Here is a 26,286-nt window from a genome sequence, read left to right as displayed (position 1 = left end):
CGCTTTCGTAAAAGAGGGCCCGCAGAATTGCGAGCCCTCTTTTTTCATGCGTTATTCGTCTTCGCTCTCCGGCAGGTCTTCCAGCACGAGGCGAATCTTGTCGATGCGGTGGCGGTCCATGTCCACAACGGTGAACGACGCTTTTTTACCGCCGCCCTCGACCGACACCGAGTCGCCCTCGTCGGGGATTCGGTCGAACAGCGTGAGCAGCAAGCCGCCCGCCGTTTCGCACTCCTCCGACTCGACGGGCTTGAAGCCGATCAGGTCGCCCACCTCATCGATAGGCAGCGAGCCGTCCACCAGGTAGCTGCCGTCTTCCATGTTCACCACTTCGTCGGTGTCGCCGTGCTGGTACTCGTCGTCGATGCGGCCCACGATCTGCTCCATGATGTCGCTCATGGTAACGATGCCGGCAGTGCCGCCGTGCTCGTCGATGACCACCGCGATCTTGGTGCGCTTTTCCTGCAGCGTCTGCAGCAGCTTGGCGATGGGCACGCCCTCGGGGACGGCCTGAATCGTTCGAATGCGCAGGTCGTCCACCGTTGCATGCTCGGACAGCGTGTACAGGTCCTTCACGTGCACGAAGCCCACGATGCGGTCCTTCGTCCCACGGCACGCCGGGTAGCGCGTGTACTTGTAGCGCTGCACCAGCTGCATGTTCTCCTCGAGCGAGTCTTCCAAGTCGATGCAGATGAGGTCGGTGCGCGGAGTCATGATAGCCTCGGCGTCCTTGTCGCCCAGGTCGAAAATGTTGTCCACGTAGGCGTTCTGCTCGGGGTCGATCAGGCCGCTTTCGGTGCTCTCGTCGATCAGCAGCTTGATTTCTTCGTCGGTGTACACCTCGTGCTCGCTGGCCGCATCGTGGCCGAGCATTTTCATGACGCCGTTCGTAATGGTGTTGAACAGCCACATGACCGGGTAGGTCAGACGGTAGAACCACACGAGCGGCGTGGCCGTGAGCAGGGAGTACTTTTCAGTTGAGAAAATGGCGAGCGACTTCGGAATAAGCTCGCCCACCACGATGTGCAACGCCGTGATGATGATGAAGCCAACGGCGATGGCGATAGCGTGAATGGCGGCCTCGGGCAGACCGAACGCCGAAAGCAGCGGAGAAATGAGCGCGGAAACGGCAGGTTCGCCCAGCCAGCCCAGCGCGAGCGAGGCAAGGGTGATGCCCAGCTGGCAAGCGGAAAGGTACGCGTTAACGTTGTCAGCGACCAATTTGGTGTACTTGGCGCCGGGACGACCCTCTTCGACAAGGATCTCAACCTGGGATTTGCGCACGCGAACGAGCGAAAACTCGGCGGCGACGAAAAACGCATTCATGATGAGAAAGAACAGGACAAGAAAAAGGCTTAACGCAACAGGCATTAAAGCTGGTCTCCTTAGGTTCGGTTGTCAATGTCTGCTGAAGGCGGTTTCCTAGGCCACCTGCCAAGCAGCGCTTTTGCTGTCCCTACTATTTGTACCAGTTCGCAGGAGAGCCTGAGTGAAAAACTACGCTTTATACAGAAGTGTTACCAAAGGACAACCAGGGGCCGCAAGGGCATGGGCCGCGGCGCGGGTCGCAGGTCGCGGGTTCGGGGCCGGGCGCGGGTCGCGGGTCCGAGCGCACGACGAAGAACGCATTGTCGCCCGAAACGTACGGTTTTCGCGGCAAAACCGTACGTTTCGGGCGACAATATCCCTGCAGCGGCGCCGACAGCCTCCGCCGTGCCCGGCGCGCAGCCCCGCCGCGCCCGATGCGCGTACCCGACACCCGCGCCCGGCGCGGCGCGGCGCCCATCACGCACGAGCGCCGTCGGACCCCGCAAGGTCCGACGGCGCTCGCTTCGCTTCGTCGTATACTAGGCGCGCGCTAAATCTCCCGCGTCAGCAGACTGCGAGGGCGCCCCGGCTGAAGCAACTCCCTCCCCAGCGGCACCCTCAACAGGCGAGTCGCCCTGGATAGAATCAGCCGCCCCCGGATCTCCCTCCACTTTGATGTTTTTGGGCAACACCAGGTTCGCCACTACGGCAACCAGGAATACCATGGCCACGCAGTTCTGCGCGAACACGCTTTGGATCAGCTCCGGGAACACCGCGAACAAGTCCGCCACCTGCGTAAAGCCAATGCCAACCGCCAGCGAAAGCGCGGCGATCAAGATATTGCGCTGCGTGAAGCCCGCCCGCGCGATCATCTGAAAACCGCTCACGATAATGTTGCCGAACATCATGATGGTGCAACCGCCCAGCACCGCCTCGGGCAAAGACGAGAACACCGTGCTGATGACCGGCAGGAACGCCGCCAAAATCATGATGGCCGCACCCGTGGCGATAGCCTTGCGGTTCACAACCTTCGTCATGGCCACCAGGCCGACGTTCTGCGAGAACGACGTGATGGGCAGGCACCCGAAGCACGCCGACAACGAGCTGACGAAACCGTCGCAAGCGATCGAGCCCGAAAGCTCCTTCTCTTTGACCTCGCGGTTCAGGCCCACCATGGTAAGGGCCGACGTGTCGCCGATGGTCTCGGTAGCCGACACCAGGAAGATCAGCGTCACCGAAACGATGGCGCCCAGATTAAACTCCGGAGCAAACGGCATGAACTGGGGGAATGCGAACAAGCTAAGCCCCTCGAAGCCGCTGAAGTCGACCGCGCCCAGCACCAACGCAACCACATAGCCAATGATCAGGCCGAACAAAACCGACAACTGCTTGGTCTTGCCTTTGGCCAGAACCTGAAACACCAGACACGAAACAAGCGAGATGGTTCCCAGCAGCAAGTTTTGCGGAGAACCGAAGTCCGGCGCGCCGTTGCCGCCGCCGAACGAAGCAGCGCCCACGCCCAAAAGCGAGAACCCGATGGACGTCACCACCACCGCCGCAACGATGGGCGATATGATGCGACGCCAATACCGCGCGAACAGGCCCAAAACGCCCTCGATGATGCCACCGATGATGATGGCGCCAATAGCCACGTTGTAGCCGTACGTAGCCACGATGCCGCACAGCACCGTCACGAAGGTGAAGCTGATGCCCATGACAATAGGCAATCCCGACCCCACACGCCACAACGGGAACAGCTGAATGAGCGTGCCGATGCCCGCAATCAGCATGGCGCTTTGGATGAGCGTGCCGGTCTGCCCGTCGCTCAAGCCGGCGGCGCTGGCCACGATGACGATGGGCGCGAGGTTGGCGACGAACATCGCAAGGATGTGCTGAACGCCAAAAGGAACGGCTCGAAGCAGGGGGATGTCGCCGTCAAGCTTGAACAGGTTCTCGGTTGCGAACGTCTTCATCGGCGAAACCCGATCTCGCCCGTTTCCGGATCCATGCTCTCGACGATGGCAAGCGACTCCAGGCGATACCCGCGTTCGCGCAGATCGGCGCCGCCCGGCTGGAAGCCCTTCTCGACCGCGATGCCAATGCCCTCGACCGTTGCGCCCGCTTCGTCCACAAGCTCGATCAGCCCGTTCAGCGCGCACCCGTTAGCCAGGAAGTCGTCGATGATCAAAACGTGGTCGTTCGGCCCCAAGAACTTTTTGGACACGATGACGTCGTACACGCGACCGTGCGTGAACGACTGGATGCACGTGGTGTACATCTCGCCATCCAGGTTGATCGACTGAGCTTTCTTCGCAAACACCACCGGCACCCCGAAATGCCGAGCAACCACGCAGGCTATTCCAATGCCGGAAGCCTCGATGGTAAGAATCTTCGTTACGGGAGCATCAGCGAACAGCCGCTTGAACTCGGCGCCCATCTCATCGAAGAGATCAATGTCCAGTTGATGGTTCAGGAAGCTGTCCACCTTCAGGACGCCCTCCGACTTCACCACCCCATCACGCCTGATGCGTTCCTCCAGCAGTTCCACGTTCTCCTCCGTACTTGCACGATTGTCCGTCGCGCAGCACAAAGCCGCGCGTTCCCTTACCATGCGGCCACCAGCCGCATTTCTACTGCGAACCAGTGTAAAGGAACGCGCGCACTCGAACGCGGAAAATTAGATAACAACCTGCCCGGTTGCGATCAGAACGATGGAAACCGCCGCAGCCAAAAGGATGACGGCCACCACCACTTTGTCGCGCAGGCTTACCAGATAAGGCTCGTTGCGCTCTTTTTTGCCCTTGATGTACATCAGGATGCCCGGCGCGTACAAAAGCGACATGATGGTAAGGCCCACCGCCCCGCTTGCCCACGCCAAAAAGAAGCTGTACAGCACGCCGATGATTCCGAAAATGCGCCACAAAACGATGTTGCCGCCGATGCGGCCCTTGAACGCCCCGGGCTCGGTGAACGTAATCTTGGCGAAGTACGCCGCCGACAACAAGTACGGAAGCAGGATCATTCCCGCCGAAAGCGTGTAGAAGAATTGGTAGGTGCTGTCCGAGAACAGCATGAGAACCAGGAACACCTCGATGATAATGTTCGTGACCACCAGCGTCACGATAGGCGCGCCCTTTTTGTTGGTCTTCGCGAACGCCTTGATGAACACGCCCTGCTCGGCGGCCTCATACGGGGACTCGCTCGACAGCACCGTGTATCCCAGCATGGCCCCCACCAGCGACAGCACAACGCCGCCGTTGATGAGCATGGCGCCCCACGGGCCAACGGCGTACTCCATGACGCCCGCCAAAGCCGGGTTCTCCAGCTGGGCAAGCTGGGAAAGCGGCATCACGCCCATGCTGAGCATGCTGACCATCAGGTAGATTGCCAACACGCACACGAACGCGATAATAGTGGCCTTGCCTACGTCGCGCTCTTTCTTGGCGCGCCCGGAAATGGCCACGGCGCCCTCGATGCCCACGAACACCCAGATGGTGATCATCATAGTGCTGCTCACCTGGTCGAAGAAGGGAAGCCCCGGATCGGAACCCGTGGTGAGGTTGGCCATGAACACCGCCGGATCGAACTTCTGCAAGAAGATGATGGCCGTGATGGCGACGAAAATAGGCACGAACTTGCTGATGGTGATGACGGCGTTCACGCCCGTAGCCTCTTTGATGCCGCGCGACACCAAGAACACGTAGAACCAGATGAGAACGCTGGCCCCGATCACGGAAGGCAGATTGGTTCCACCGCCGAAAATGGGGAAGAAGTACGAGAGGGCGCCGAACAGCAGCGCAGAGAAGCTGACCGTGCACAAAAGCGCGCTGATCCAGTAGCCCCACGCGCTGTTGAACCCCAGAAAGTCGCCGAAACCGGCGCTTGCGTAGCTGTAAATTCCACCCTTTAGCTGAGGCTTTATGCGAGAGAGTGCATAAAACGTCATCACCAGGCACAGCACGCCGATACCGGAAATGCTCCATGCCGTAAGGATAGCCGCGCCGCTTGCGCCGCCAGCGGCCTGATCGCCCGCCAGCGTGAATACACCGCCGCCGACAATCAGCGTAATAACAGTAGTGACCAGGCGAAATATTCCTAAGCTGCCATGAATTTGCGACGATCCAGAGGACCCGTCCGCTCCTGTAATGCTGCCAGATCCCGCCGCAGAAGTTGATGCGGCCGCGTGATTCGCTGCGGGTGCGCTCATGAAATCCCCGTTCTTCTTTGTACGATACCGTGCATCATACCCCACTGCATCGCTTTCCGAACAGACGGTTATGCAACATTTTGGATAAAGCTATTCGACCGCTGTCCGACCAACAAGCACGTTCGCCAGAACCGAGCGGTTGAGATCGCATCCTATGCCGTATGGGTTGCCTTCCCGGTTCAACGTGACCAGGCCGCGTTCAGCCGTGTACGGAGGATCGGTCACGTCATGCGAGAAATATCGAGCGGTCGACCCTATGTCTCCCGGCGCCGTAACGTTGGGCAGCGTCTGGAACGCAGCATGCAGACGCTTGGAGATGCCCGTGTCGTACATGCCCCCCATCCATACGTCTATGCCGCGCTCAGCCGCTGCGTTCACAAAATCGAGCGCAGGCTGCACGCCTCCGAACTTGCCGATCTTCACGGCATAGCATTTCAGTTCGGGGTGCGAAAGCGCGCGGGCAAGATCCGCCGGACGGGCAATCGACTCGTCAAGGCACAACGGGGTTCGCATGGTTCTTTGCAGCCGCGCCAGCCGGGTGAAGATATCTGAGGAATCCGACCCCGAAACACGACGGGGATCAAGCGGCTCCTCGATCCAAGCCACGTTGCAAGCGTCGAGCGCGCGCAGCTCGTCCGCGTCGCGATCGGAAAAACTCTGGTTCGCATCAAGCGTAATGGCGAGGTCGGGGAACGCCTCGCGCACCGCGCGCACGCATCCAAGCGTACCGGGAGCCACCTTCAGCTTCACGCGCCGGTAGCCCGCCTCCACGCAACGGCGCGCCGAGGCCACCGTGTCGGCTTCGGAGGCCAACCCCAAAACCGCCCCGGCGGAAACGGAGGCGGACAGCGGTCCCCCGATGCGCGGCGACTTCTTGTTCGACCCGCCTATGAGCTGCCACAACGGCTTGCCGACTATCTTGCCGTACAAATCCCACAGGGCAGGCTCCATGGCGCCGCACGCCAAGGGAAACGAAGCCGATTCAGGCTGCGTGGCAAACAGGGCGGATGCCTCGCTTGGATGGAGCATCATCGCGCGCAGCACAAGGGGCGCCAGCACGTCCCGCAGAATCCGCGCATCCTGATCGAGCGTTTCCGGTAGATACCAGTCCGTCGGGAACGCGACGCACTCGCCCAACCCGGTACGGCCAGCATGGTCGGTCACTTCCACGATGATGGACTCGCGCTGGGCCATCACGCCCTTCGGAGTTTTAAAGGGGCTCTCGAAAGGCAGGCGAATGCGGTGCAGGGTTACGCGCACCACCTCGATGCGCTGGTCGTACAGCCTTTCGAGGGCAGCGCGATCCACCTTGCCAATGCCGCTGCGCGGAAACTCGTCAAGCACGCACACGTGCTTCGGCAGGTACAGCTTCGAGAGCCGCGGCGCCAGATGAGCGCGCACGGCATGCGCGAATCGGCAGTTGTCCAGCGCAGACGACCTTGATGCCTCCTGCGCCCGCTCGCGCTCCACGAACGCCACGGGTCGGCGCCCCCATCGCTCGTCGGGAACCCCGAACACATGCGCATCGGCGACCCCCGGAACGCGCAGAAGCCGCTCCTTGATCTCGGCGGGATAGATGTTCTCCCCGCCCGAAACGAACATGTCCTCGGTACGCTCCTTCACGTAGATGGAGCCCTGGTACATGGCGGCGGTATCGCCCGTGAGGAAGTACCCGTCCACCGTATGAGCTGCGCGGGCGTTCAGGTACCCCGCGAACACACCGGGACCCTTCACCGCCAAACGGCCGAAGCCATCCTCGCCCGGATCGACAATGCGGGCCTTGTAACCGGGAAGCAGGCGCAGCCCGCCTTGGAACGAAGACGTGACCTGGGCGTGGGCAATCTGGCTTGAAGTCTCGGTCATGCCGTAGCTTGCGTACACGCGAAGACCCAGCGCACAGGAGCGCTCGAGCGTTTGCGGGTTCGTTGCTCCGCCGCCCAAAAGAATGCAGGCGTAGCGCTTCAGCGTTTCCGCACGGCCCGAAGCAAGCAGATCCTGCAGCATCTTGTCCACCACCGACACGTGCGTAGCGCCCTTGCTTGCAGCGTCGCCCAACAGGCGGTCGGGATCGAAACGGCGGTACAGCACGAAGCTGTTGTTGTTCAAAAAGCTGCGAACCACCACCTGGAACCCGCCTATGTGGTACAGCGGCAGCGCGGCCTGCCACAGCCCTTCGGCCCGACGGTTGAGGGCGGTGTTGGATATCTCCGAGGAACGGCACACGTTATCCCAGGTGAGAGGTACTGCTTTTGCGCGGCCGGTCGTTCCCGAGGTGAACATGATCACGGCTCGCATGCTGGAATCGAACACGTGCGCGGCATGCTCGGCAAAGTGGATGATGCCCTCAAGAGCATCTTGGCGAGCAACGGCGTCGCGTCGACGGGCGGAAGCCCTGCCCGTACCCGCCCTTCCCAGGGCCTTCGTCGAGCGAGCCTCGGCCGAAGCGGCCGCAACAAGCGTGGAGAACGTCGGTCGACTCGGCCGAGCGGCAGCGCGCGACGCAGGCGACGCGGTCGATTCTTCGCCGGCAAGAAGCGCCGACGCCCGATCGAGTACACGCTTCACGTTGCCCTCGTCGATACGTGCGGCGATGCGCGCATCGGACGTGCGCTCCACCTCCATGACGCGACTCATCTTCTCGGCGCTCGTCAAACGGTTGTTGAGCGCTATCAGCGTGAAGCCGCCGTACGCAGCGGCCAGCATAAGGAACACGTACGCAGGGCAGTTCGGCAGATCGACAACAAGGCAGTCTCCCGGATTCGCTCCATGGGACTGCAAGTTGCGCGCGATGGCCGCAGACAGCATCCGCGTTTCGCGATACGAAAACGACAGCTCCGCACCCGCTTCGTCAACGTACGTGAAGCACGTACGTTGCGGGCACTGCCGCACCATGCTTTCAAATGCGCCGATCATCGCCGCACTCCGCCCCGCCTCTCAAGCACTTCGTCGCTGGCCGCAACGACCAGGCACTATCATCGCGCCTGGCGCGCGAACGCCGCCGCACGCCAGGATTCACCATCTTAGGGAAACTTCGGGAACTGAGTGAAGTCGGGCGCGCGATGCTCCTTGAACGCGTCGCGACCTTCCTTCGCCTCGTCCGTAGTGTAATACAGAAGCGTCGCATCGCCGGCAAGCTGCTGAATCCCCGCCAAACCGTCGGTGGCCGCGTTGAACGACGCCTTCATGAATCGCAGAGCCGTGGGGCTGAACTGCAGCATTTCGCGCGCCCAGCTCACGCACTCCTGCTCGAGCTGGTCGAAGGGAACCACCTTATTGACCAGGCCCATGTCCAAAGCCTCGGCCGCCGTGTACTGCCGGCACAGGTACCAGATTTCGCGCGCCTTCTTCTGGCCTACGATGTTGGCCAGATAGCCCGCGCCGTAACCAGCGTCGAAGCTGCCGACCTTCGGACCCGTCTGGCCGAACTTGGCCGTTTCGGCCGCAATGGACAGGTCGCACAAAATGTGCAGCACGTGACCGCCGCCGATGGCGTAGCCGTTGACCATGGCGATAACGGGCTTGGGGACAACGCGGATGAGGCGCTGCAGGTCAAGCACGTTGAGGCGCGGGATGTTGTCCTCGCCCACATAGCCGCCGTTGCCGCGAATCTTCTGGTCGCCGCCGGAGCAGAACGCCTCGTCTTCGGGACGGCCGCCGTGATTCGCGCCCGTCAGGATGATGACGCCGACCGAAGCGTCGTCGCGTGCCACGCTAAACGCGTCGTAAAGCTCCGTAACGGTGAGCGGAGTGAAGGCGTTGCGACGTTCGGGCCGGTTGATGGTGATTTTGGCAATGCCGTCGCACGTCTCGTACACGATTTCTCGATACGATTTGCCCGCCTGCCACGCAGTATCGCTCATGGCCGTCCTTTCATTACGCGCTCGATCAGCCGAGCACGCCGTATGGGAGGTTTTCGGTTGGATTGGCTTATAGTAACGCGTAATGGGAAAAGGCGCACGTCTCCGCAGAATATCTCCGGAAAGAAACGACGCAACCTGGGGAATCGGCGGAAAACGCCCGCCGTCGCGCACAAGCCGGGCCACCGGGGCGAGCCGCGCGCCGAGCAGCGCCCGTTCGACCGCTCTCGCAAGCCCTCCGCTACCACGCGCTGTCAGAACCGCCGGGGCCTGCTGGCAGCGCCGGAGCGCGCTGCCGCACGGCGCGTCCTGCCGTCGCCGCACGCCGCTGCCGCGCCTTGTTGGCGGCAGGGTGCCCTGCCAGAACCGTCGCACCCCGTCAGCGGCAGCACCCAGCCGCAACCCCGCACCCGGAAAGAGGCTTGCGCACGAAAAACCGCCCTCGCTGGCAGGTTTTGACGGTTTGAGGTCGATTGATCTGGCAAGGCAGGTGCTCCGGAAAAGGCAGCTTGGTAGATCGAGGCTGTGAGCAGGCAAAACGAAAAGCAGGTCGAACTTTGGCAAACACGCTGCTCAACTCGACGACCTCAAACCGTCAAAACCTGCCAGCGACAGGGGTTTTTCGTGCGCGCTCCCCAGCGCGGAGGAGGCGGACGGTCGGCAAGGGGGCAGAGGCGCGGCCGATCGAGCTGGCTCAGGACGTCGCCGACCGCTAGCGCAAGGGCGCGCAGGAGCAGGGGCACCGGGAGGCGCGCACCCCGCACCCATGGGCGCACCCGTAAGCACCGCGCCTCCCGCACGAGAGGACGCTTCGCACCTACGCCGCAAAGCAAAAACCAACAACGCTATGCGCGCGGCCTGAGGGACGCGGGCGCCAGGAACGCCTCGACGCATCGAACGAAATCCGCGGGCGCCTCCAGATGCACGTTGTGTCCCGAACCTTGAACTACCTCGACGGCAACGTCGGGAACGCAGCGCAGCTCTTCGGACAGCGCACAGTACTTCCGATCGAGCGACCCGGTCAGATACTGAACCGAAACTCCCTGGTCGCAAACAGTAGCCAGCGCGGAAAGCACCTTTTTGCGCGTTGGCATCGAATGCTGGCCGGCATGCTCGAACGTACGCGCAAGCGCCTCCGCGTCATTAGCGAGCCGTCCGGCGCGCACGTGAGACCGCACGTTCGGGGGCAAACGTCGTTGGGAAGCGAACAGCGGAAGACGCTCCCATGCATCCATGAACGCCTTCAGGCCCTGCTCACGCAAGCGGGAGGCATTAGCCGCATCGCGATCTGCCGCACAAGCACGATCGGCATCGGTGGCGAATCCGAGCCCAGCGCTTTCCAGAACAAGCGAGCTCACCGTACGAGAGAACGCTTCCGGCTGTCCAACCAGGGAAGACAGTGCAATACGACCGCCCATCGAATACCCGATCACCGCAGGGCGGCGCCCGCCGTTTTCCGCCGCCGCGTGCGCGGCAAACGAAAGCAGAGCCTCCCCCTGAGCTTGCAGCGCATAGGAAAACGAATCCGCAGGAGCGGCCGACCCTCCATGTCCAACCAGGTCAAGCGCATATACCGTGCGGTGGCAAGCAAGCAAGGGGGCAACTTGATCCCACGAGTCGGCGCTTTGGGAAAACCCATGCAGCAAGATAACCGGGGGAAGCGACCGGCAAGCCCCCGTCCAGATCAGGTAGCGGTAGCGTACGCCGCGCACATCGAAGCTGCTCTCATGCTGCAAAACCTCGCTCATCGCATCTCCGAACTCGTGCTGCAAGACTTCGCTCATCGCACCTCCGAACCACATGGCGCAAGCGGGCACCTGAACCGGTTCAACAGGCTGGACCGGCGCAGCGCACGCGCATCGGCCCCCATTAGGAAAGATTCCAATACGGCGCGTATCGCTCCCGCAGGCCTTCCAGGGGAACCGGAACCTCGATCAGACTGATACCGGGAACGCCAAGACATGCCCGGTACGCTTCGTCGAACTGCGAAACGGTCTCGGCGCGTCGATAGGGCACGCGAAACGCTTGCGCAGCGGCGGCGAAATCGACGTCTTGCGGGGTGAGGAACAGCCGCTCGAAGTAGTCCTCGTCGGATTTCTGGGGCAGCATGTCGAAGATGCCGCCGCCGTTGTTGTTGAGCAGCACGATCACGATGCTGGGCGAACCGCCGCCCTGCGCCGCTTGAACGCGCAGCTCGCGTTGCAGGGCAAGGGCGTTCACGTCGTGCAGCAGGGTAAGATCGCCCGTGAGCAGCGTCGTTTGCGCGAACGATTGAGCAGCGCCCAGCGCCGTGGACACCGTGCCGTCGATGCCGTTCAACCCGCGATTGCACAGCACCGTCAAGGACTTGTTGCCCTTGAGGCAGAACGTGTCAACGGCGCGCACGCTCATGGAGTTGGCTGCGAACAAACACGACCCGGCAGGCGCAAGCTCCACGACGCGCCGCACGAACGCGCCCTCGAAGCCCGCCTCCACGGAATCAGCCGCGATCAAGCAGCTTCGCGCCGCATCGTTCGCGGCCTTCCAAGCGCCTGCGAAATCCCGCTGCCGATCCGAAGGTTCATGATCGATGGTCCCCAGGTCGCAAGCCACGCGCAACGACCCTGCGAACTCGACCGGCCCGCAACGCACGAACAGATCGGTGGCTGCATTGCAATCGCGCGTCTCAAGCGGATCGACGACAATCTGCATCGGGCGAAGCGACGCCACCATCTGCGTCGCCTTCTTCGACACCGGGAAGCGCCCGAAGCGGATAACCGCCTGCGGAGCGCGCTCTTCGGGGACCGACCCGCCAACGCCGAACAGAGAATCGTAGTTGTCGATCACCACGTTATCCGCAAAGCAGCGCAGGCCGGAAAGCGGATCTGCCAAAACGGGGAGGTCGAACGCCTCGGCCCACGCAAGCACCTTGCGCGCCTCGAACTCCGTTGCGCACGAGCCTTCCCCCGCCAACACGAGCGTGCGGCGGTTGGCAAGCAACGAAGAAACGCGGGCGGCATCCTGCATGCCGAACGATGCACGCGGACGCATGACCCCGAACGCCTCCGACAAAGATCTGCCGACGTCAAACACCCCTTCCGCGGAAAGGTCGGGCTTGAGCGGTTCGTCGAACGGAAAGTTGAGGTGCACGGGGCCGCCCCAGCATGCTGCCGCCAATCGGAGGCCTTCATCGGGAAGCACCCCTTCGCCCAGAGACGCGATGCACGCTTCGCGCGCCGCCTGGCGGGCAAAACCCACGGCCGCAGGGTCGGCGGAGGGCAGGGGCATCTGCCTGAACGCGCGAACATGGCTGCCGTACGCATTGAGCTGGTCGCACGTTTGCGGCGCGCCCAATCCCTGCAGGCGCGGCGGGCGGTCGCCCGTTAAAACGATCAGCGGCACGCGCGAGGACTCCGCCTCAAGGACGGCGGGATAGTAGTTCGCCACCGCCGACCCCGACGTGCACACCACGGCGACCGGCCGGCCGGTCGCCTTCGCCATGCCAAGCGCGAAAAACGCGGCCCCGCGCTCATCGACGTCGACGAACACCCGCATGCGCTCGGGCGCGCGGCGCGACAGCTCGTACGCGGTCATCGAAAGCGGCGTAGAACGAGACCCGGGGCTCACCACCACGTCTCGCACGCCCCAGCAACTGAGCTCGTCGAAAAACGCCGCCAAAAACTCCACGCCGTCGAGATAGCAAGACGAAGCCGCCGGCTTATACTCGGACGAAACAAGGCGCTGGCCTCGCCCTTTCGCCTCGCTCATGCCTGGCTCCCTTCAAAGGCGCTGAGGACCGTCTTCAGCTTCATGCCGATCTCATCGTACTCATCGTCGGCATCGCTACCAGCCACGATGCCGCAGCCAGCGTACACCCAGCCTATCTCGCCGTCGAACACGCCCGTGCGCAACGCAACGGAAAACTCGCCGTCGCCTGCACCATCAACGTACCCGCACGCCCCCGCGAAAAAGCCCCGGTTGTACTCCTCGATGCGCCGAATGAGCATCTGGGCCTCGCCCACCGGCGTGCCCGCAACCGCCGGGGTTGGGTGCAGGTCGCCCATCATCGTCCACAGGTCAACGCCCTCGAGCATGCGAGCGCGCGCGGGCGTGAACAGGTGCTGCACGTGCGTAAGCGGCAGAATGCCCGGGTTGGCGGGCACGTCCACGTCGTAGCACGTGCGGCGGAACACTTCGCGGATGAACCGAACCACGTAGTCGTGCTCCGCCCGGTTCTTCTGGTCGCCCATCAGCGCATCGGCCAGATGGGCGCGCTCCTGCTCCGTCGCGCCGGCCGGGCACGTACCGGCCAAGCACATGCTCTCCACTTCGGCACCGCGCTTGCGCACGAGCAGTTCAGGCGTGCAGCCGCAGAAGAACACGTCGGCGTACCGGTACAGGAGCACCGTGCCGCGAGCCTCGCCGTCAATGAGGTTGACCAGCAGATCTTTTGACGAAAAGGGGCGGTCGGCAACCAGCTTCTGTCGGCGGGACAGCACCACTTTGTTCACGCGTCCTTGCTCGATAGCAGCCAGGCCGACGCCCACGGCTTCGCGCCATGCCTCGCGCGAGTCGGGCTCCACGCGATAGGGAATGGTTTCGCGGCGGCGCTTGGGGGCCGAAAGAGCCTGGCGCTCGAAGCGCTCGATGCGCCCGGCATACACGGGGCCGAGCGAATTCACCTGCAAATGCACGCCATCTTCGGTTTCTATCAGCACGATTTCCGGCAACATGAACCGCAAGCGAGGAAATGCCTCGAACAGCTCGTCGGTAGGCGACGGATTCTCGGCATCGAAACGGTTGAAGGAAAAGAACACGGGTTGCTGCGCTGCGGGACCTTCAAGATCGCACTCCACGTCAGCCAGCGACGGCAGCGCAATGCACCGGCCCAGTCCCATGAAACGAACCGGTCGATCCTTGCGGTAATACACGAACTGATCGGTGAACCCCTTCTGAAGCACGCAAAACGCATCCACCATATCGGCCTCGATCGGCTTCGTGTACGAGTAAACCCGCGTCATGGCGCCTCCATCCGTGACTATCCGAAAAGGTTTCGGACCTACTTCATTGTTGCTACAACCATGGCATTCTAGCACGACCCCTCTATACTGACGGAAGGCGCTTGGCAGAGTCACGCAAGCTACCGCTTTTCAGCAGAAAGGACAACCATGAAGAAGTTCTTAGAGGAATTCAAGGAGTTCATCAACAGGGGCAATGTGATGGATCTTGCCGTAGCGGTGGTTATCGGCGCCGCATTCACCGCCATCGTCAACTCCGTGGTGCAAGACCTTATCATGCCTATCGTGTCCGCATTCATCGGCGGCGTCGATTTCTCCGACATGAAGCTGTTCATTCCCCTGGGCGCCGGAGATTCGGCCATCGCGTACGGAAACTTCATCAGCGCAGTTATCCAGTTCCTGATAATCGCGCTGGTGGTGTTCCTTATTGTGAAGGCGCTGAACAAGATGCAGTCGTTTGCGCAGCGCGGGAAGACCATCGAGGAAACGAAGGCCCCGCATTGCCCGTACTGCCTGGAAGAAGTGGCGGAAGGGGCAACGCGCTGCGCCCATTGCACCGCAGAACTGCCCGAGCCGGCAAAACCGACCATCGTTGCAAAGTAGGCGCATCGCGCACCGCTTCCACAAGGCAACCGCCGAACGGGGCGCAGGGCGCGCAAGATCCGCGCGCTACGCCCCTTCACCCTCGGATTCGACCTCGACTTCGTCGGTAACCTTGCGCAGCACCAGAAAGCCCACGATGCCCGCAATGAGCGACGCCGCCAGAATGGCCGCCTTCGCCACCGCGATGGTAGCGGCGTCAACGAACGCCAGGTTCGTTACGAAGATGGCCATGGTGAACCCCACGCCGCCCAACACCGACACGCCAACGATGTGGCCCCAGTTCACGCCGCGAGGAAGATCGGACAACTTCAGCTTCACCGTAATCCACGTTGCCAGGAAAATCCCGAGCGGCTTGCCGAACAGCAAACCGCAGAACACGCCGATAGTAACCGGGTTCGTAATGATGGCCATCGGATCCATTCCCACCAGCACCACGCTGGCGTTCGAGAACGCGAACAGGGGCAGGATGAAGAAGTACACGGGAACGTGCAGGTGATGATCAAGCCGCGTGACAGGCGGAATGGACAGGCGCGAAACGCGGCCGATTTCCTTGAGCTCGTTCAGATACTCCTTCTGCACGATGTCGGGCTCGCCTGGGTCGTAGCGCTCGTCGGCGCGTCGCGCGCGGGCTTCGAACCAGCTTGGCGCGCGATCCAGCTTGACCTGCGAGCGCGCCGGTATGGCCAGGGCGAGCAAAACGCCCGCGATGGTGGCGTGCACGCCGGACATGAGGAAGCACACCCACATGAGCAAGCCCACCAGCAGGTAGGGAGGCAGGTCGTAGATGTGCAGGCGATTGAACAAGATGAGCACAGCAAACAGCGCCAAGCCGCCCGCAAGCCACACGATGTTCAGATTGGCCGTATAGAACACGGCGATGACCAAAATGGCGATCATGTCGTCGGCGATGGTCAGCGTAGACAGGAACGATCGCAGCCCCGACGGAATGCGATTTCCCAAAAGGGCAAGGATACCCAGGCAAAACGCGATGTCGTTGGCCATGGGAACGCCCCAGCCCTGCATTGCGCCGCTACCGGCGTTCACCGCCAAGTAAACAAGCGCGGGCAGCACGGCGCCGCCCGCAGCGGCAACGATGGGAAGCAGCGCCTTGCGGGGGTTCGTCAGCTCTCCCGCCGTCATTTCGAACTTGATTTCCAAACCTACCAGCAAAAAGAAGATCGCCATAAGGAAATCGTTGATGAAGTGCTCCAGCGTAAGATGAGGCGCGAAATCGCCCAGCGAGAACCCGATATTGAACGAATGCCAAAACTCGGCGAAGTACGGAAGGATGGGCGTGTTCTCGATAACGAGCGCGGCCACGGCAGCGGCCAACATGAGCATGGTAGCCCGGGTGGACGAGTGCGTGAACTCCAAAAGCTTGCGACGCCGGCGATGGTGCCCGCGCACTTCGGGTTCCAGGATGCGCTCGGTAGGGGCGCACGAAGGATCGCCGCTCAAGCATGCGGGAGCCGTCGTATCTTCGGAAGATCCGATCGGCTCGCACCGCTCGGCTCGGTCGTCTGAAGGCTGCGGGGTTTTCACAGTGGTATCTTTCATCGCGGTCATTGCTTTAGTATACGAAATGAGTCGCAAACAAATGTCGCGACCCGTCAACGAATACGATTTTTTCGCCCGCCGGAAACCCCGAGCGCGCAGCGTGGTACGAAATTGCTAGCAGCCGTTCGCGCAGGCGAACGAGCGCTCGTCGCGCGCGACACCGTGCTTCACGCGATCGTGCTCTTCGGAAGACTTCGCGTCGTTCCAGCGGTCCATGGTGCCCACCAAGTACCCGGTAATGCGACGAATGCGATCGAACGGAACGGGTGCCAATCCGTAGCGAATGCCCACATCCTGACCATCAACTTCAAGATCAAGGCTGGTCACAGAGCTGTTCGGGTGCTGCGCGTTACCGCGATCGATGTAGGCGCGAATCTCCGCGTCGGTAACCGGGGCGTCCGATGCGCTCGTGTATTCGATCGAGACGTCAACGCCGTCGATGGTCTGCTTGGTTGCCTGAGTCATGCGTGTGCTCCTTTTTGCTCATGCGGTGAGGTTGTCGTGCATTCGTATATGCTACTAAAAGAGTAGCATTGAAGCAAGGGGGCTTTACCGAGCAGACGCGGCAGCCAGCTTGGTCATAGCGGCCACCAACAGCGACCCGTTTTCGGAGCGAGCGAATTCATCGGTATACAGCGCGTAGAAATCGGTACGCAGCGGCAGATCCTCCAAGACGAACGTGCGGCATTCTTCCCGTTCGTCAAGCCCGAACCGGGGAACGAGCGTCGTGGGAACCACGCCGATGCTGTCTTTGAAATCGTACGTGAAGTACTCGAAATGGTCGGAGAACCCCATGGTCTTCAGATCAACGTCGGCGCCGCGCAAACGAAACCGGTCCGCCACCCCATCGCGGATATAGCCCCGGTAGATGTCGGGAGGCAGCATGACGGCCATCCCGTCCAGGTCACGAGCGCGAACAACATCTTGATCGAACAGCGGGTTTCCCTGCGTAACAAGCAGTCGGATTTCCTCTGACCCCAAGCGAAATCCCTGGATGCCTTCGGGATACGCGCCGCGATCGTCCTTGGAAACATAGCTTTTCGCGCCTGCAACCACAATGTCGTTCGTTGCATCCCTAAGCGCTTCGACCGTGCTGCACGGTCCGTTAACCGTCACGATGTCGATGCGCTTCATAGGATAGCGACGCTGCACTTCGCAGCGCGCCTTGTACAAAATGGTCTCCAGCCAAGGCAGATTGGTCTGGGCAACCGTAACTGTTAAAAGATTGTCGGCCATGTTTTGATAGTCGTCCACCAGAGCATGAACGAAGTCCAGAAGCTTCGCTCCCGACTGCACGAATTGCTTTCCCGCAGGAGTCAAGACCACCTTGCCTTGGGATCTCCCCACCAGAAAGCATCCAAGCTCGTCTTCAAGCGCGTGAATATGCTCGGTTAACGTCGGACGCGTGATGAACAGCCTTTTTGCAGCCGCTGAGTAGTTCGCATCTTCGGCAAAAACCAAAAACTCTTCCACATACCGTGTATCCATCGGTGTCCCCTCCCTGGTCCAACGACGAACAGTTGTAAAGAAAATTTTACACCCTCTTACCCGTTTTGGACAGCGCCCCAAAAATACCTTCGCCCTATGCGAAAAGGCTTCAGGTGCGGGCGAGGAACCGGGCATACGATGGCGATACGCGCCGTGCGGCATCGAAAGCAAACTCGCTCGACCCGCGAATAGGACGGCGTGCTTCAACTCGGCTGGGGAGCCGAACAACGCAGGGAAAGGGGAATCGACCATGGAACTTGACCGTAGAAGCTTTCTGAAAGGCGCCGCGATCTTGGGAGGAACCGGCGCGCTTGCAGGCTTGGCAGGATGCTCGCCGCAGGGCGGCGCCTCCATGTCCGCAACTACAGCGGGCACGGGAGCGCAAGCAAACTTTGAAGCAGCCGCGGCGCCCATCGACCCGGTGGAGCCCCCTTCAACATGGGACGAGGAAACCGAGGTCGTCGTGGTGGGATCGGGCGCGGGAGGAATGAACGCATCCATTCGATTGGCGCAAGCGGGCTATCGCGTCCTCATGCTGGAGCGCAACGAAGAAACAGGAGGCAACTCGAAGCACTCGTCGGTGTTCTCCAACTTCGGCGGGCACAAGCAAGCCGAAGCTGCTCACTGGGCCTACCCGTCGTACCCCTACGACGTGAACAACATCGTAGAATTCGTCATGGACTGCCAGCAAATGACGGGCGATCCCGATCTTCTTCGAGCTATGGCTGTCGAAGGACCGAAGTGCATCGACTGGATGAACGAAAAGGCAAACGCAAAGTGGGTGCCCATGAATCCCTCGCCTGCCGGAAACGGACTGCTGGAATGGGAGGGCATGTCCACGCCCACGAACGGAATCAACGTCAACCTCATCCCATTTCAAGAGCTGGAGAAAACCGCTCGGGACGCGGGCGTCGACATCCGCGTCGGCTGCAACGTTGACGCGCTCGTTTTCGACGGAACAAGCGTGCTGGGCGTCAAGACGACGCAGCGGAAAGAGGCGCGCTTTGTCCGAGCGACGCGCGCCGTGGTGCTGACGGCTGGCGGCATGGAAATGAACCGCGCCATGATGGCCAAGTACTCCGCCACCTGCTTGCCCGGCATAGCGAACATCGCCACCCCGCCGAACGGCACCGGAGAATGCATCCGCATGGGACAAGGCGTAGGCGCAGACCTTTCGGGATACGATTCAACCGGTGCGTTCGACGGAGGCGTATGGTGGCGCGACTACGACGAGTTCGACACCATGATGGACTCCCATATCAACAAAGACGGCAACCAAGCATTGAGGCAGCCCTGGCTGCGCATCAACCGCGACGGCCAGCGCGTACCCTTCATATCCACGTCGGCCACCAGCTACCCGTACACCACCGACGCCCCTCCGTCGTCGGCAGGGTTGTGCGACACGGCCGCCATCGAGATGAGTCAACCGGGCGGAAAAACGTACTGCTGCTTTGATTCGAAATTCGACCAACTGGTGCAGAACAACTTCTTCGGGCAGGTTATTTGCCGAAAGGCAAAAATAGTGGCAGCCGACGACCCCTTCATCGACCGCGTGCCCGAATGGCTGCGCGACTGGCACACCGGATTCCAGCAAATGATCGACGGGGGAGCCGTCTTCAAGTGCGACACGATAGAAGAGCTGGAAGCAAAGCTTGAACTCGGGCAAGGCGTGCTCACCGATGCGGTACGGCAATGGAACGAAGCATGCGCGAAAGGCGAAGATTACAGCGCAACCTATCCGTACCCGCCCGAGTGGATGATCGCCATAGACGAGCCCCCGTTCTACGGAGCGAAGCTGGGCGGGCACGTATTCGGCTCGAAAACCGGCTTGCGCATCACGCCGCACATGCAAGTGGTAAGCACGGACGGCAAGCCGATTCCCGGCCTGTACGCAGGATGGCATACCGCAGGCGGTTCTTCGGGCGAGGGCAACCCCGCCGGCAAGCCCCTCACCGGCATGTACGCCGATCTGGGACTTGCATTCGTAGGAGGATTCATGGCAGCTGGCGGCATCATGAGCCAGGACGGCAAGACCGATAAGTAAATTCCGGGCGCGCCCCGCCGAAGCGAAAGCGCGCCCGGCTTGGAGGGGACGGGGCTTTGCAGCAACCCCGCCCGCTCCAAGCCGGGCGCGCAGCCTGCACAAGAACGCCGCCGAGCCAATCGATTCAAACCGCTAGAACCACTTGTTGCGCTTGAAGATGATTATCTCCACCGTCACGATCACGATAGCCACCGCTATCAAGACGAAGTAGGACATGCTCCAGCCCAGTTCGGGCATAACCTTGAAATTCATGCCGTACCATCCCGTTATCAGCGTCAAGGGCATGAATATGGATGTGACCACGGTAAGAATCTGCATGACCTTGTTTTGCCGTACGTCTATTTTCGCCTGGTACAGGTTTTTGATTTGCAGAGCATAGTCCAGCAAATCCTGCGTGTCATCGGCAAGCCGTTGAGATTGATCGGCCAGTATGGTGAACAGCGCACGATCATCCTCGGTAAGCGCCGAGCTGCGTGCCGTTGCCAAGGTTCGCCCCATGTGAGAATACTGCTTGTAGAAGCGCAGCAATTCCCGAAGCGAACGGCGCAACGACATCACGAACTCCTCGAAGTCTTTCGGTATCTCGTTGACCTCTTCGGACGTGTTCTCCTCAAGCTTGTCCAAGCGCTCGAGAACTTCGTTAAGATACGTTGCGTCGTTTCCGATGAGATAGCGCAAAAACTCGAATAGAACTGCGGCTGAACTGGTCTTTTCAAACGTTTGCCGATCGACGTACAGCTTGAACAGCACGGGAAACAACGGGTCTTCGGTCGCAAAAACCAAGTGCCCCTCGTCCAACACGTATGCAGCCTCAAGGGGGCGCGCGGCGTGTTTCTTCACCTCCTCGGGAAGCATGTCAACCGGAAGCAAAAGGGTTCCGCTCACGTTCGACGGCAGCACGTCCGCATGACAATGGCGCACGAGATTCTCTGCAAAGTCGTCAGACGAACACGCCTCGCCGCACAAGGCGGGATCCCTGCCCACAATGAACACGTCCGCCTGGTCGGAATCGGCAACAGGAACCAGCCGCCCTTCAAGTCGGTACGAGCAAGGAGCTTCGAAAGCATGCGAAGCCGCCGAATCGACTTCGGCCTTTTCGTCCTCATGGTCTTGCTCTTCTTTGATGCCCTGCCAAAACGTTTCCGCGGTGGCACGACGAGCCGCCGCGTAATACAGAACGGGCAAGATCACGGAAGCCGCAGACGAAACAATATGCTGGTACGTAAAGCCCGAAAGCAGACCCGTGGCCAACGAGGAGATCAGCGCGGCGCCAATCAGCCCTAAACCAAGAACCTGGCACGTTTCGGCAGGAGCTTTTCCATGCGCGGCGCGAAAACCCATCGCAGCTGAAAAAATCTGCAGCAAGGATTCCGCTATGCCTATGCCTGCGATTACCGCCACGAACAAGATAACAATCTCGTTATCAAGAGCCTGCCCGTCGAACAACTGCCTGACGCTTTCGGGGTCTTGGATGATAGCGTGGACGTTAAAAAGCAGGACCAACGCATTAACCAGCCCCAACAACGCAATGACAAGAAGGAGCGCGCTCACAAGGCGCAGCGCTTTAGGGCTTTTCTCTTTTCCGCGATGCATGTATCACCTACATTTTGCTCGATGGACAAGCTCGGCAAAGAAGCTCACGTACGCGAGCACATTGTAAGCCAAGCAATGCGAAAGCCCGCGACGAAGACCATGACGTTACCAAACGAAACGTGCCGCCAGGAAATTCTGACGGCACGTTTGCAATCGCAGCGGCATCGGCCCTGCGATTATTTAGCTTCGAAGCTAAATCTTGTACATGTTATCACTAGCTGTCCATAAAACGGTTTATGCAAAGTGCTCAAGAAGTAAATATTATGTTTAGTGATTGCAAGTCTTAGCTGTTCAAGGTTTCTTTATAGGACATTACTACTTCACATAATTTATCGCCACAATAGGTCTGTCTCTATTCCCAACGTGAAAGGATGGTTTATGGGACAGACCGTAAGTGAGATTGTCGGCAGAGCTCGTCGCTATATGGAGGCCGAAGGCTACTCTCCAAGCATCATCGAGCGGTATGTGAAGGGATGGGCGTACCTGGAGCGTTTCGCCAAAGATTCGGGCGACGACCAGTATTCAGAGAAGTTAGCAACACGCGCGCTCGCCAATGCCCCCTCTTCCTTATGTTTACCCATCCGTCGGCTTGTCGAGTTCGACCGGATAGGCATGTTTTACTGCAGGGCAGACTATCGCTATCCTTGCCCGGCCCGCTTTGTTTACCTTGTCGAAGGGTATCGCGATCATCTTACCGAGCGGGGGCTCAAGAAAGACACGAAGCGCTGCCGCTTGAACGCCGCGCGAAAATTCCTGTATTTCATTGATGGCAAAATCGGATGTATCGAAGAGCTTTTGCCGGAGCACGTAACGGCTTTCCTTCTCGACGCAAGGGAGAGCCAGGCGCCCAAATCGGTTTCCGTCACCGTAACTCGGCTTCGTGATTTCCTTGCATACGGGTCCACCGTACTCGAACTGGGTCACTCGCCTGAAAACGCGCTGACAGGCCGAATCGCAAAAGCCGCTCCCCAACTGCCTTCTTGGTTCACAGCCGAAGAGCTGGCATGCCTTTTGGATGCCGCAGCCGCAAGCCCTCGCCGCCCGAAGATGAAAACGGCCCTGGTTCTATTGTTCGTCACCTATGGGTTCCGAGCGAAAGACGTCATACGCCTTTCGCTCAATGACATCGACTGGGCAATCGACGAGATCCGCTTCGCGCAAAGCAAAAGCGGGGAGACGCAGATCGTTTTAATGACTCACCCCGTGAAGATGGCTTTGCTAGATTACTTAAAGAACGAACGCCCCGAATCGGGGTTCGACACGGTGTTCCTAACAGAAGTAAAGCCATATCGACCTTATAACAGCGCCGGCGCTATCTATTCGAAAATCACCGAACTTTGCGCTCGAGCCGGAATCGACGTGGTAGGCCGCCGCCACGGATCGCACGCCATACGCCACTCACTCGCCACGACGATGATGGACGGCGGAACCGACTACAAAATCATCGGTTCGGTCCTCGGGCAATCGCAGATCGACTCTGCACGGCCCTATCTCGATATCGACATCGAGCGCTTACGCTCGGTCGCCCTGGAGGTGCCGCCATGCCGTCTATAGACCGAATCGAAATCAACGGCCCGAATGCGGAGCTGTGCATCGACTTCGTCAACCACAAGCGGTCCATGGGCTACAAAGTGGACGTAGGGAAGATCTACATGCTCCGAAGCATTTCAGAAGCGGCGGAGGCATACAGACCGGCTGGAGACGATAGCGTCCTTCCCCGCGAAGCCGTCCTCCAATGGATCGAGCCCCGCGGAGAAGAAGCCATGGGCACGAGGCACAACCGTGCGAGCATGATCAGGAATTTCGGACTCTTCCTGCAATCCAACGGGTACGACGCGTACGTCCTCCCCAACAACATGCTGCCAAAATGCTCGTCGGATTTCCAACCCTACATCTTCACGCATGCCGAAATTCAGGAATTGGCCCGCATATTCGACGCCATACCCTATGACAAGCGCTATCCCGATCGCCATCTCGTCGTCCCCATGCTGTTTCGAACCCTTTACGGATGCGGCCTGCGGCTGGGCGAAGCCCTCAACCTCGCTGCCTGCGACGTCGATATGCGTGATGACGTCCTTGCGATTCGGCACGCGAAGGGGGAGAAGAACCGCTTCGTCCCCATGTCCAAGTCGCTTGCAGCCGAGTTCGCGCGGTATTGGGAAAACATGCGGTTTGCCGAAGGGCCGGCTGACCGCGTCATATTTCCCTCCCCGGAAAAACGCATTGTCCCTTATACGGAGCAAGCAGTGCGCAAGGTGTTTAAAGAAGCCTATGCGACTTTGAAATTGTCTACCGTCAAAGGAGACCTCCCGCGCGTCCATGACCTGCGCCACACGTTCGCCTGCCACGCGCTCGATGCCGCAGCGGAGCGAGGTGAAGATCCGTACGCGCTCCTCCCCGTGCTCGCAAGCTACCTGGGGCATTCCAGCGTTCAAGACACGATGCGCTACCTCCATCTCACCGAGGAGAGCCGACGTCGGATCGTCAACACCATGGCCGCATTCGATGAGAGCATTTTCCCGGAGGTGGATTACGATGCCATCTAGGCAGTTGGCAAGCAACAAGAACTTCCAGAAACATGTGACGGTTTTCCTGCGCTCGTGGATGCCGAAGCAGCGCAGCAGGAGCGCCAACACCGTCGCGGCGTATCGAGATTCCATCTCCCTTTTCCTTGTCTACATGCGAGACGAGCGAGGCATATCCGCTAATAAAATGACGTTGCATGACCTTACCGCTGAGGCGGTGGGCGACTTCTTGCTTTGGCTCGAAGACGAAAGGGAGAACTCGACTGCCACCCGAAACGCACGGCTCGCCGCACTGAGATCGTTCGCTGACTACCTTCAATATGAAGAGCCTGAAATGCTGACAGAGTGTCGCGGCATCCTGTCGATTCACACCAAGAAAGGCAGCGAGGGCCACCTGAAATACCTTTCGAGCGAGGCGGTGAAGGCCATCCTCGAAGAAGCGGCAGAGGGAAGCCTGCGGGATCTAGCCCTACTGCAGCTTCTCTACGATTCAGGCTGCCGCGTAGGCGAGCTGATCAATTTGAGCACCAACTCCCTCGCTCTGCGAAATCCTTCCGAAAGCAGCACGGTCTACCTCGTAGGCAAAGGCAGGAAGAGCCGAATTGTGGGGATTTCAGCGCTCACCACCTCGCATCTTAGGGAATATCTGAAGCGCCGCGACAAAAGCTACGTACCAAGCGATCCACTCTTCACAAACCAAAAGGGCGAACGCTTGACCAGAGGAGGAGTTGCCTACATCCTGTCCAAATATGTGGATACAGCTCGCAACGAACATCCTGAATTGTTTCCATCATGGCATATCACACCCCATACGATGCGCCATAGCCGTGCCACCCACTGGCTCGCAGAAGGCGTCCCTTTGGAAAAAATTCGGGATCTGCTCGGCCATGAGTTCATTTCGACAACCGAAATCTACGCGCAAGTCCTAGATAAAGACAAGCAGGAGGCCATCGAGCGCGCAAACGCCAAGGTGCTAGCGAAAGCCCATTATAAACCTCCTGCCGAGGAAGACTTCATCGAGTTTCTCAAAACAGTCGTCTAGACGGCAGGAGGCCGAAAAATATTATGTGGAGCTGGTATAGGATGAGATTCAGCCTCATCTGGCAAAACGCCGCCAGCTTCACATAATGCAGCCTTGCAAAAGGCTACACATAATACATGAACTGAAACACGTCTTCTCGCTGAATGATGATCTGCACGCCCAGGTCTTCGCCGACCGCCTCGAGCTTTTCCTGCACGGTGTTGAAATCGGCGACCTTAGTATCAAGCGTGACGAGCATCGTCATCGAGAAGATGTCGTCCAGAATGGTCTGGCTGATATCGTCGATGTTGGCGCCGCACTCGGCAAGGGCCATCGAAACCTTTGCAACGATGCCGCTGCGATCCTTGCCCAAAACGGAAACTACGCACTTCATAAGGTAATCCCTTTCTCGCCTGCATCCACAATCTGCTCGCACCCATAATACCCGACCGCGCGGCCATGTTTCACATGAAGCACGTGCGCGGCGCCACCAGCTCTAGCGCGCGAAGATAAGCGAAAGCGCTTCGGCCCTGGTAGCTTGGCTCTTTTCAAACGCACCGCGAACGGCGCTCGTCATGGTTTTCGTGCCCGGCTTCTTCACGCCGCGCATGCTCATGCACATGTGCTCGGCCTCCAAAACCACGATGACGCCCTGAGGATGCAGCTCCTCTATCAGCGTGTCGGCGATTTGCGAGGTAAGGCGCTCCTGCACCTGAGGGCGCTTGGCGAACACGTCAACCAGGCGCGCCAGCTTCGACAGCCCGCAAATGCGGCCGTCGGCGGCGGGAATGTAGGCAACGTGGGCCAAGCCGAAAAACGGAACCAGGTGATGCTCGCACATGGAATAGAAGGGGATGTCCCGAACCAGGATCATCTCTTCATGGTGCTCGTCGAACGTGGTTTCAAAATGTTCGGAGGGATCCTCGGTCAAACCGGAAAATACCTCTTCGTACATCTTGGCCACGCGCTCGGGAGTCTTGAGCAAGCCCTCGCGATCGGGGTCCTCGCCCATGCCCTCCAAAATCAGCCGTACGCCTTGTTCTATTTTCGCTCTATCCATACCAAGCTTTCCTTCGTCGTTTTGTC

At 60.1% G+C, this 26,286-nt stretch carries 20 protein-coding genes; 5 read left to right on the top strand and 15 right to left on the bottom strand.

Annotated elements, in window-relative coordinates; genetic code table 11:
* Positions 1–51 precede the first annotated feature (51 nt).
* The 9 genes from LQE90_RS03760 to LQE90_RS03720 form a co-directional block, all read right to left on the bottom strand.
* Positions 52–1,371, bottom strand: coding sequence for a hemolysin family protein (locus tag LQE90_RS03760; RefSeq protein ID WP_216529841.1), 1,320 nt, complete (start codon positions 1,369–1,371; stop codon positions 52–54).
* Between the two features lie 476 nt (positions 1,372–1,847).
* A complete protein-coding gene (locus LQE90_RS03755) occupies positions 1,848–3,281 on the bottom strand; it encodes a uracil-xanthine permease family protein (RefSeq protein WP_216529842.1) in 1,434 nt (477 codons plus the stop codon).
* The gene (locus tag LQE90_RS03750) at positions 3,278–3,856 is read right to left on the bottom strand and encodes a xanthine phosphoribosyltransferase (RefSeq protein WP_114566449.1); all 579 of its coding nucleotides are present in this window, start codon (positions 3,854–3,856) and stop codon (positions 3,278–3,280) included. Before LQE90_RS03750 ends, LQE90_RS03755 begins: the two co-directional genes overlap by 4 nt.
* 129 nt (positions 3,857–3,985) lie before the next feature.
* Entirely contained in the window at positions 3,986–5,515 is a 1,530-nt protein-coding gene (locus LQE90_RS03745) for a basic amino acid/polyamine antiporter (protein WP_216529843.1), read from the bottom strand.
* A gap of 90 nt (positions 5,516–5,605) precedes the next feature.
* On the bottom strand, positions 5,606–8,428 hold the full coding sequence (menC, locus tag LQE90_RS03740) for an o-succinylbenzoate synthase (protein WP_216529844.1): 2,823 nt from the start codon (positions 8,426–8,428) through the stop codon (positions 5,606–5,608).
* 107 nt (positions 8,429–8,535) lie between these two features.
* Positions 8,536–9,375 carry a 1,4-dihydroxy-2-naphthoyl-CoA synthase gene (menB, locus tag LQE90_RS03735; RefSeq protein ID WP_114566410.1) on the bottom strand — a complete coding sequence of 280 codons (840 nt, stop codon included), beginning with the start codon at positions 9,373–9,375 and terminating at the stop codon, positions 8,536–8,538.
* Between the two features lie 842 nt (positions 9,376–10,217).
* The gene (locus LQE90_RS03730) at positions 10,218–11,156 is read right to left on the bottom strand and encodes an alpha/beta fold hydrolase (protein WP_231088187.1); all 939 of its coding nucleotides are present in this window, start codon (positions 11,154–11,156) and stop codon (positions 10,218–10,220) included.
* 85 nt (positions 11,157–11,241) lie between these two features.
* Positions 11,242–13,119, bottom strand: a complete 1,878-nt coding sequence (gene menD / locus LQE90_RS03725) for a 2-succinyl-5-enolpyruvyl-6-hydroxy-3-cyclohexene-1-carboxylic-acid synthase (RefSeq protein ID WP_216529846.1) — start codon at positions 13,117–13,119, stop codon at positions 11,242–11,244.
* Positions 13,116–14,372, bottom strand: a complete 1,257-nt coding sequence (locus LQE90_RS03720) for an isochorismate synthase (protein ID WP_216529847.1) — start codon at positions 14,370–14,372, stop codon at positions 13,116–13,118. Before LQE90_RS03720 ends, menD begins: the two co-directional genes overlap by 4 nt.
* A gap of 147 nt (positions 14,373–14,519) precedes the next feature.
* Between LQE90_RS03720 and mscL the strand changes: the two genes are divergently transcribed.
* Positions 14,520–14,972, top strand: coding sequence for a large conductance mechanosensitive channel protein MscL (gene mscL / locus LQE90_RS03715; protein WP_216529848.1), 453 nt, complete (start codon positions 14,520–14,522; stop codon positions 14,970–14,972).
* Between the two features lie 66 nt (positions 14,973–15,038).
* Here mscL and nhaA read toward each other — a convergent pair whose 3' ends face one another.
* The 3 genes from nhaA to LQE90_RS03700 form a co-directional block, all read right to left on the bottom strand.
* Positions 15,039–16,529 (bottom strand): Na+/H+ antiporter NhaA, encoded by a 1,491-nt coding sequence (gene nhaA / locus LQE90_RS03710; protein ID WP_216529849.1) that lies wholly within the window; start codon positions 16,527–16,529, stop codon positions 15,039–15,041.
* 114 nt (positions 16,530–16,643) lie between these two features.
* Positions 16,644–16,994, bottom strand: coding sequence for an anaerobic ribonucleoside-triphosphate reductase (nrdD, locus tag LQE90_RS03705; protein ID WP_216529850.1), 351 nt, complete (start codon positions 16,992–16,994; stop codon positions 16,644–16,646).
* An 84-nt stretch (positions 16,995–17,078) separates the two neighbouring features.
* Positions 17,079–18,017 carry a LysR family transcriptional regulator gene (locus LQE90_RS03700; protein WP_114566403.1) on the bottom strand — a complete coding sequence of 313 codons (939 nt, stop codon included), beginning with the start codon at positions 18,015–18,017 and terminating at the stop codon, positions 17,079–17,081.
* 250 nt (positions 18,018–18,267) lie between these two features.
* On the opposite strand from LQE90_RS03700, the gene LQE90_RS03695 reads away from it, so the two are divergent.
* Positions 18,268–20,061, top strand: a complete 1,794-nt coding sequence (locus LQE90_RS03695; protein WP_216529851.1) for an FAD-dependent oxidoreductase — start codon at positions 18,268–18,270, stop codon at positions 20,059–20,061.
* A gap of 132 nt (positions 20,062–20,193) precedes the next feature.
* Here LQE90_RS03695 and LQE90_RS03690 read toward each other — a convergent pair whose 3' ends face one another.
* On the bottom strand, positions 20,194–21,654 hold the full coding sequence (locus LQE90_RS03690) for a CorA family divalent cation transporter (RefSeq protein WP_216529852.1): 1,461 nt from the start codon (positions 21,652–21,654) through the stop codon (positions 20,194–20,196).
* A 378-nt stretch (positions 21,655–22,032) separates the two neighbouring features.
* Here LQE90_RS03690 and LQE90_RS03685 point away from each other — a divergent pair, with 378 nt between their 5' ends.
* The 3 genes from LQE90_RS03685 to LQE90_RS03675 are packed head-to-tail and all read left to right on the top strand — an operon-like array spanning position 22,033 to position 25,221.
* Entirely contained in the window at positions 22,033–23,208 is a 1,176-nt protein-coding gene (locus LQE90_RS03685) for a site-specific integrase (protein WP_231088186.1), read from the top strand.
* Entirely contained in the window at positions 23,196–24,200 is a 1,005-nt protein-coding gene (locus LQE90_RS03680; RefSeq protein WP_114566399.1) for a tyrosine-type recombinase/integrase, read from the top strand. The genes LQE90_RS03685 and LQE90_RS03680 overlap by 13 nt, the downstream gene beginning before the upstream one ends.
* A complete protein-coding gene (locus LQE90_RS03675) occupies positions 24,190–25,221 on the top strand; it encodes a tyrosine-type recombinase/integrase (RefSeq protein WP_181792526.1) in 1,032 nt (343 codons plus the stop codon). The genes LQE90_RS03680 and LQE90_RS03675 overlap by 11 nt, the downstream gene beginning before the upstream one ends.
* Positions 25,222–25,324: 103 nt before the next feature.
* Here LQE90_RS03675 and LQE90_RS03670 read toward each other — a convergent pair whose 3' ends face one another.
* Positions 25,325–25,594: an ACT domain-containing protein gene (locus LQE90_RS03670; protein ID WP_216530004.1), complete on the bottom strand. Its 270-nt coding sequence runs from the start codon at positions 25,592–25,594 to the stop codon at positions 25,325–25,327.
* Between the two features lie 102 nt (positions 25,595–25,696).
* Positions 25,697–26,260 (bottom strand): GTP cyclohydrolase I FolE, encoded by a 564-nt coding sequence (gene folE, locus LQE90_RS03665; RefSeq protein ID WP_114566396.1) that lies wholly within the window; start codon positions 26,258–26,260, stop codon positions 25,697–25,699.
* Between the last annotated feature and the right edge of the window lie 26 nt (positions 26,261–26,286).

The sequence above is a fragment of the Paraeggerthella hominis genome (assembly GCF_021044775.1).
GTDB classification, from domain to species: domain Bacteria; phylum Actinomycetota; class Coriobacteriia; order Coriobacteriales; family Eggerthellaceae; genus Paraeggerthella; species Paraeggerthella hominis.
Note: the sequence above shows the minus strand (reverse complement) of the source record. Positions and strands in the feature narration are given on the sequence as shown.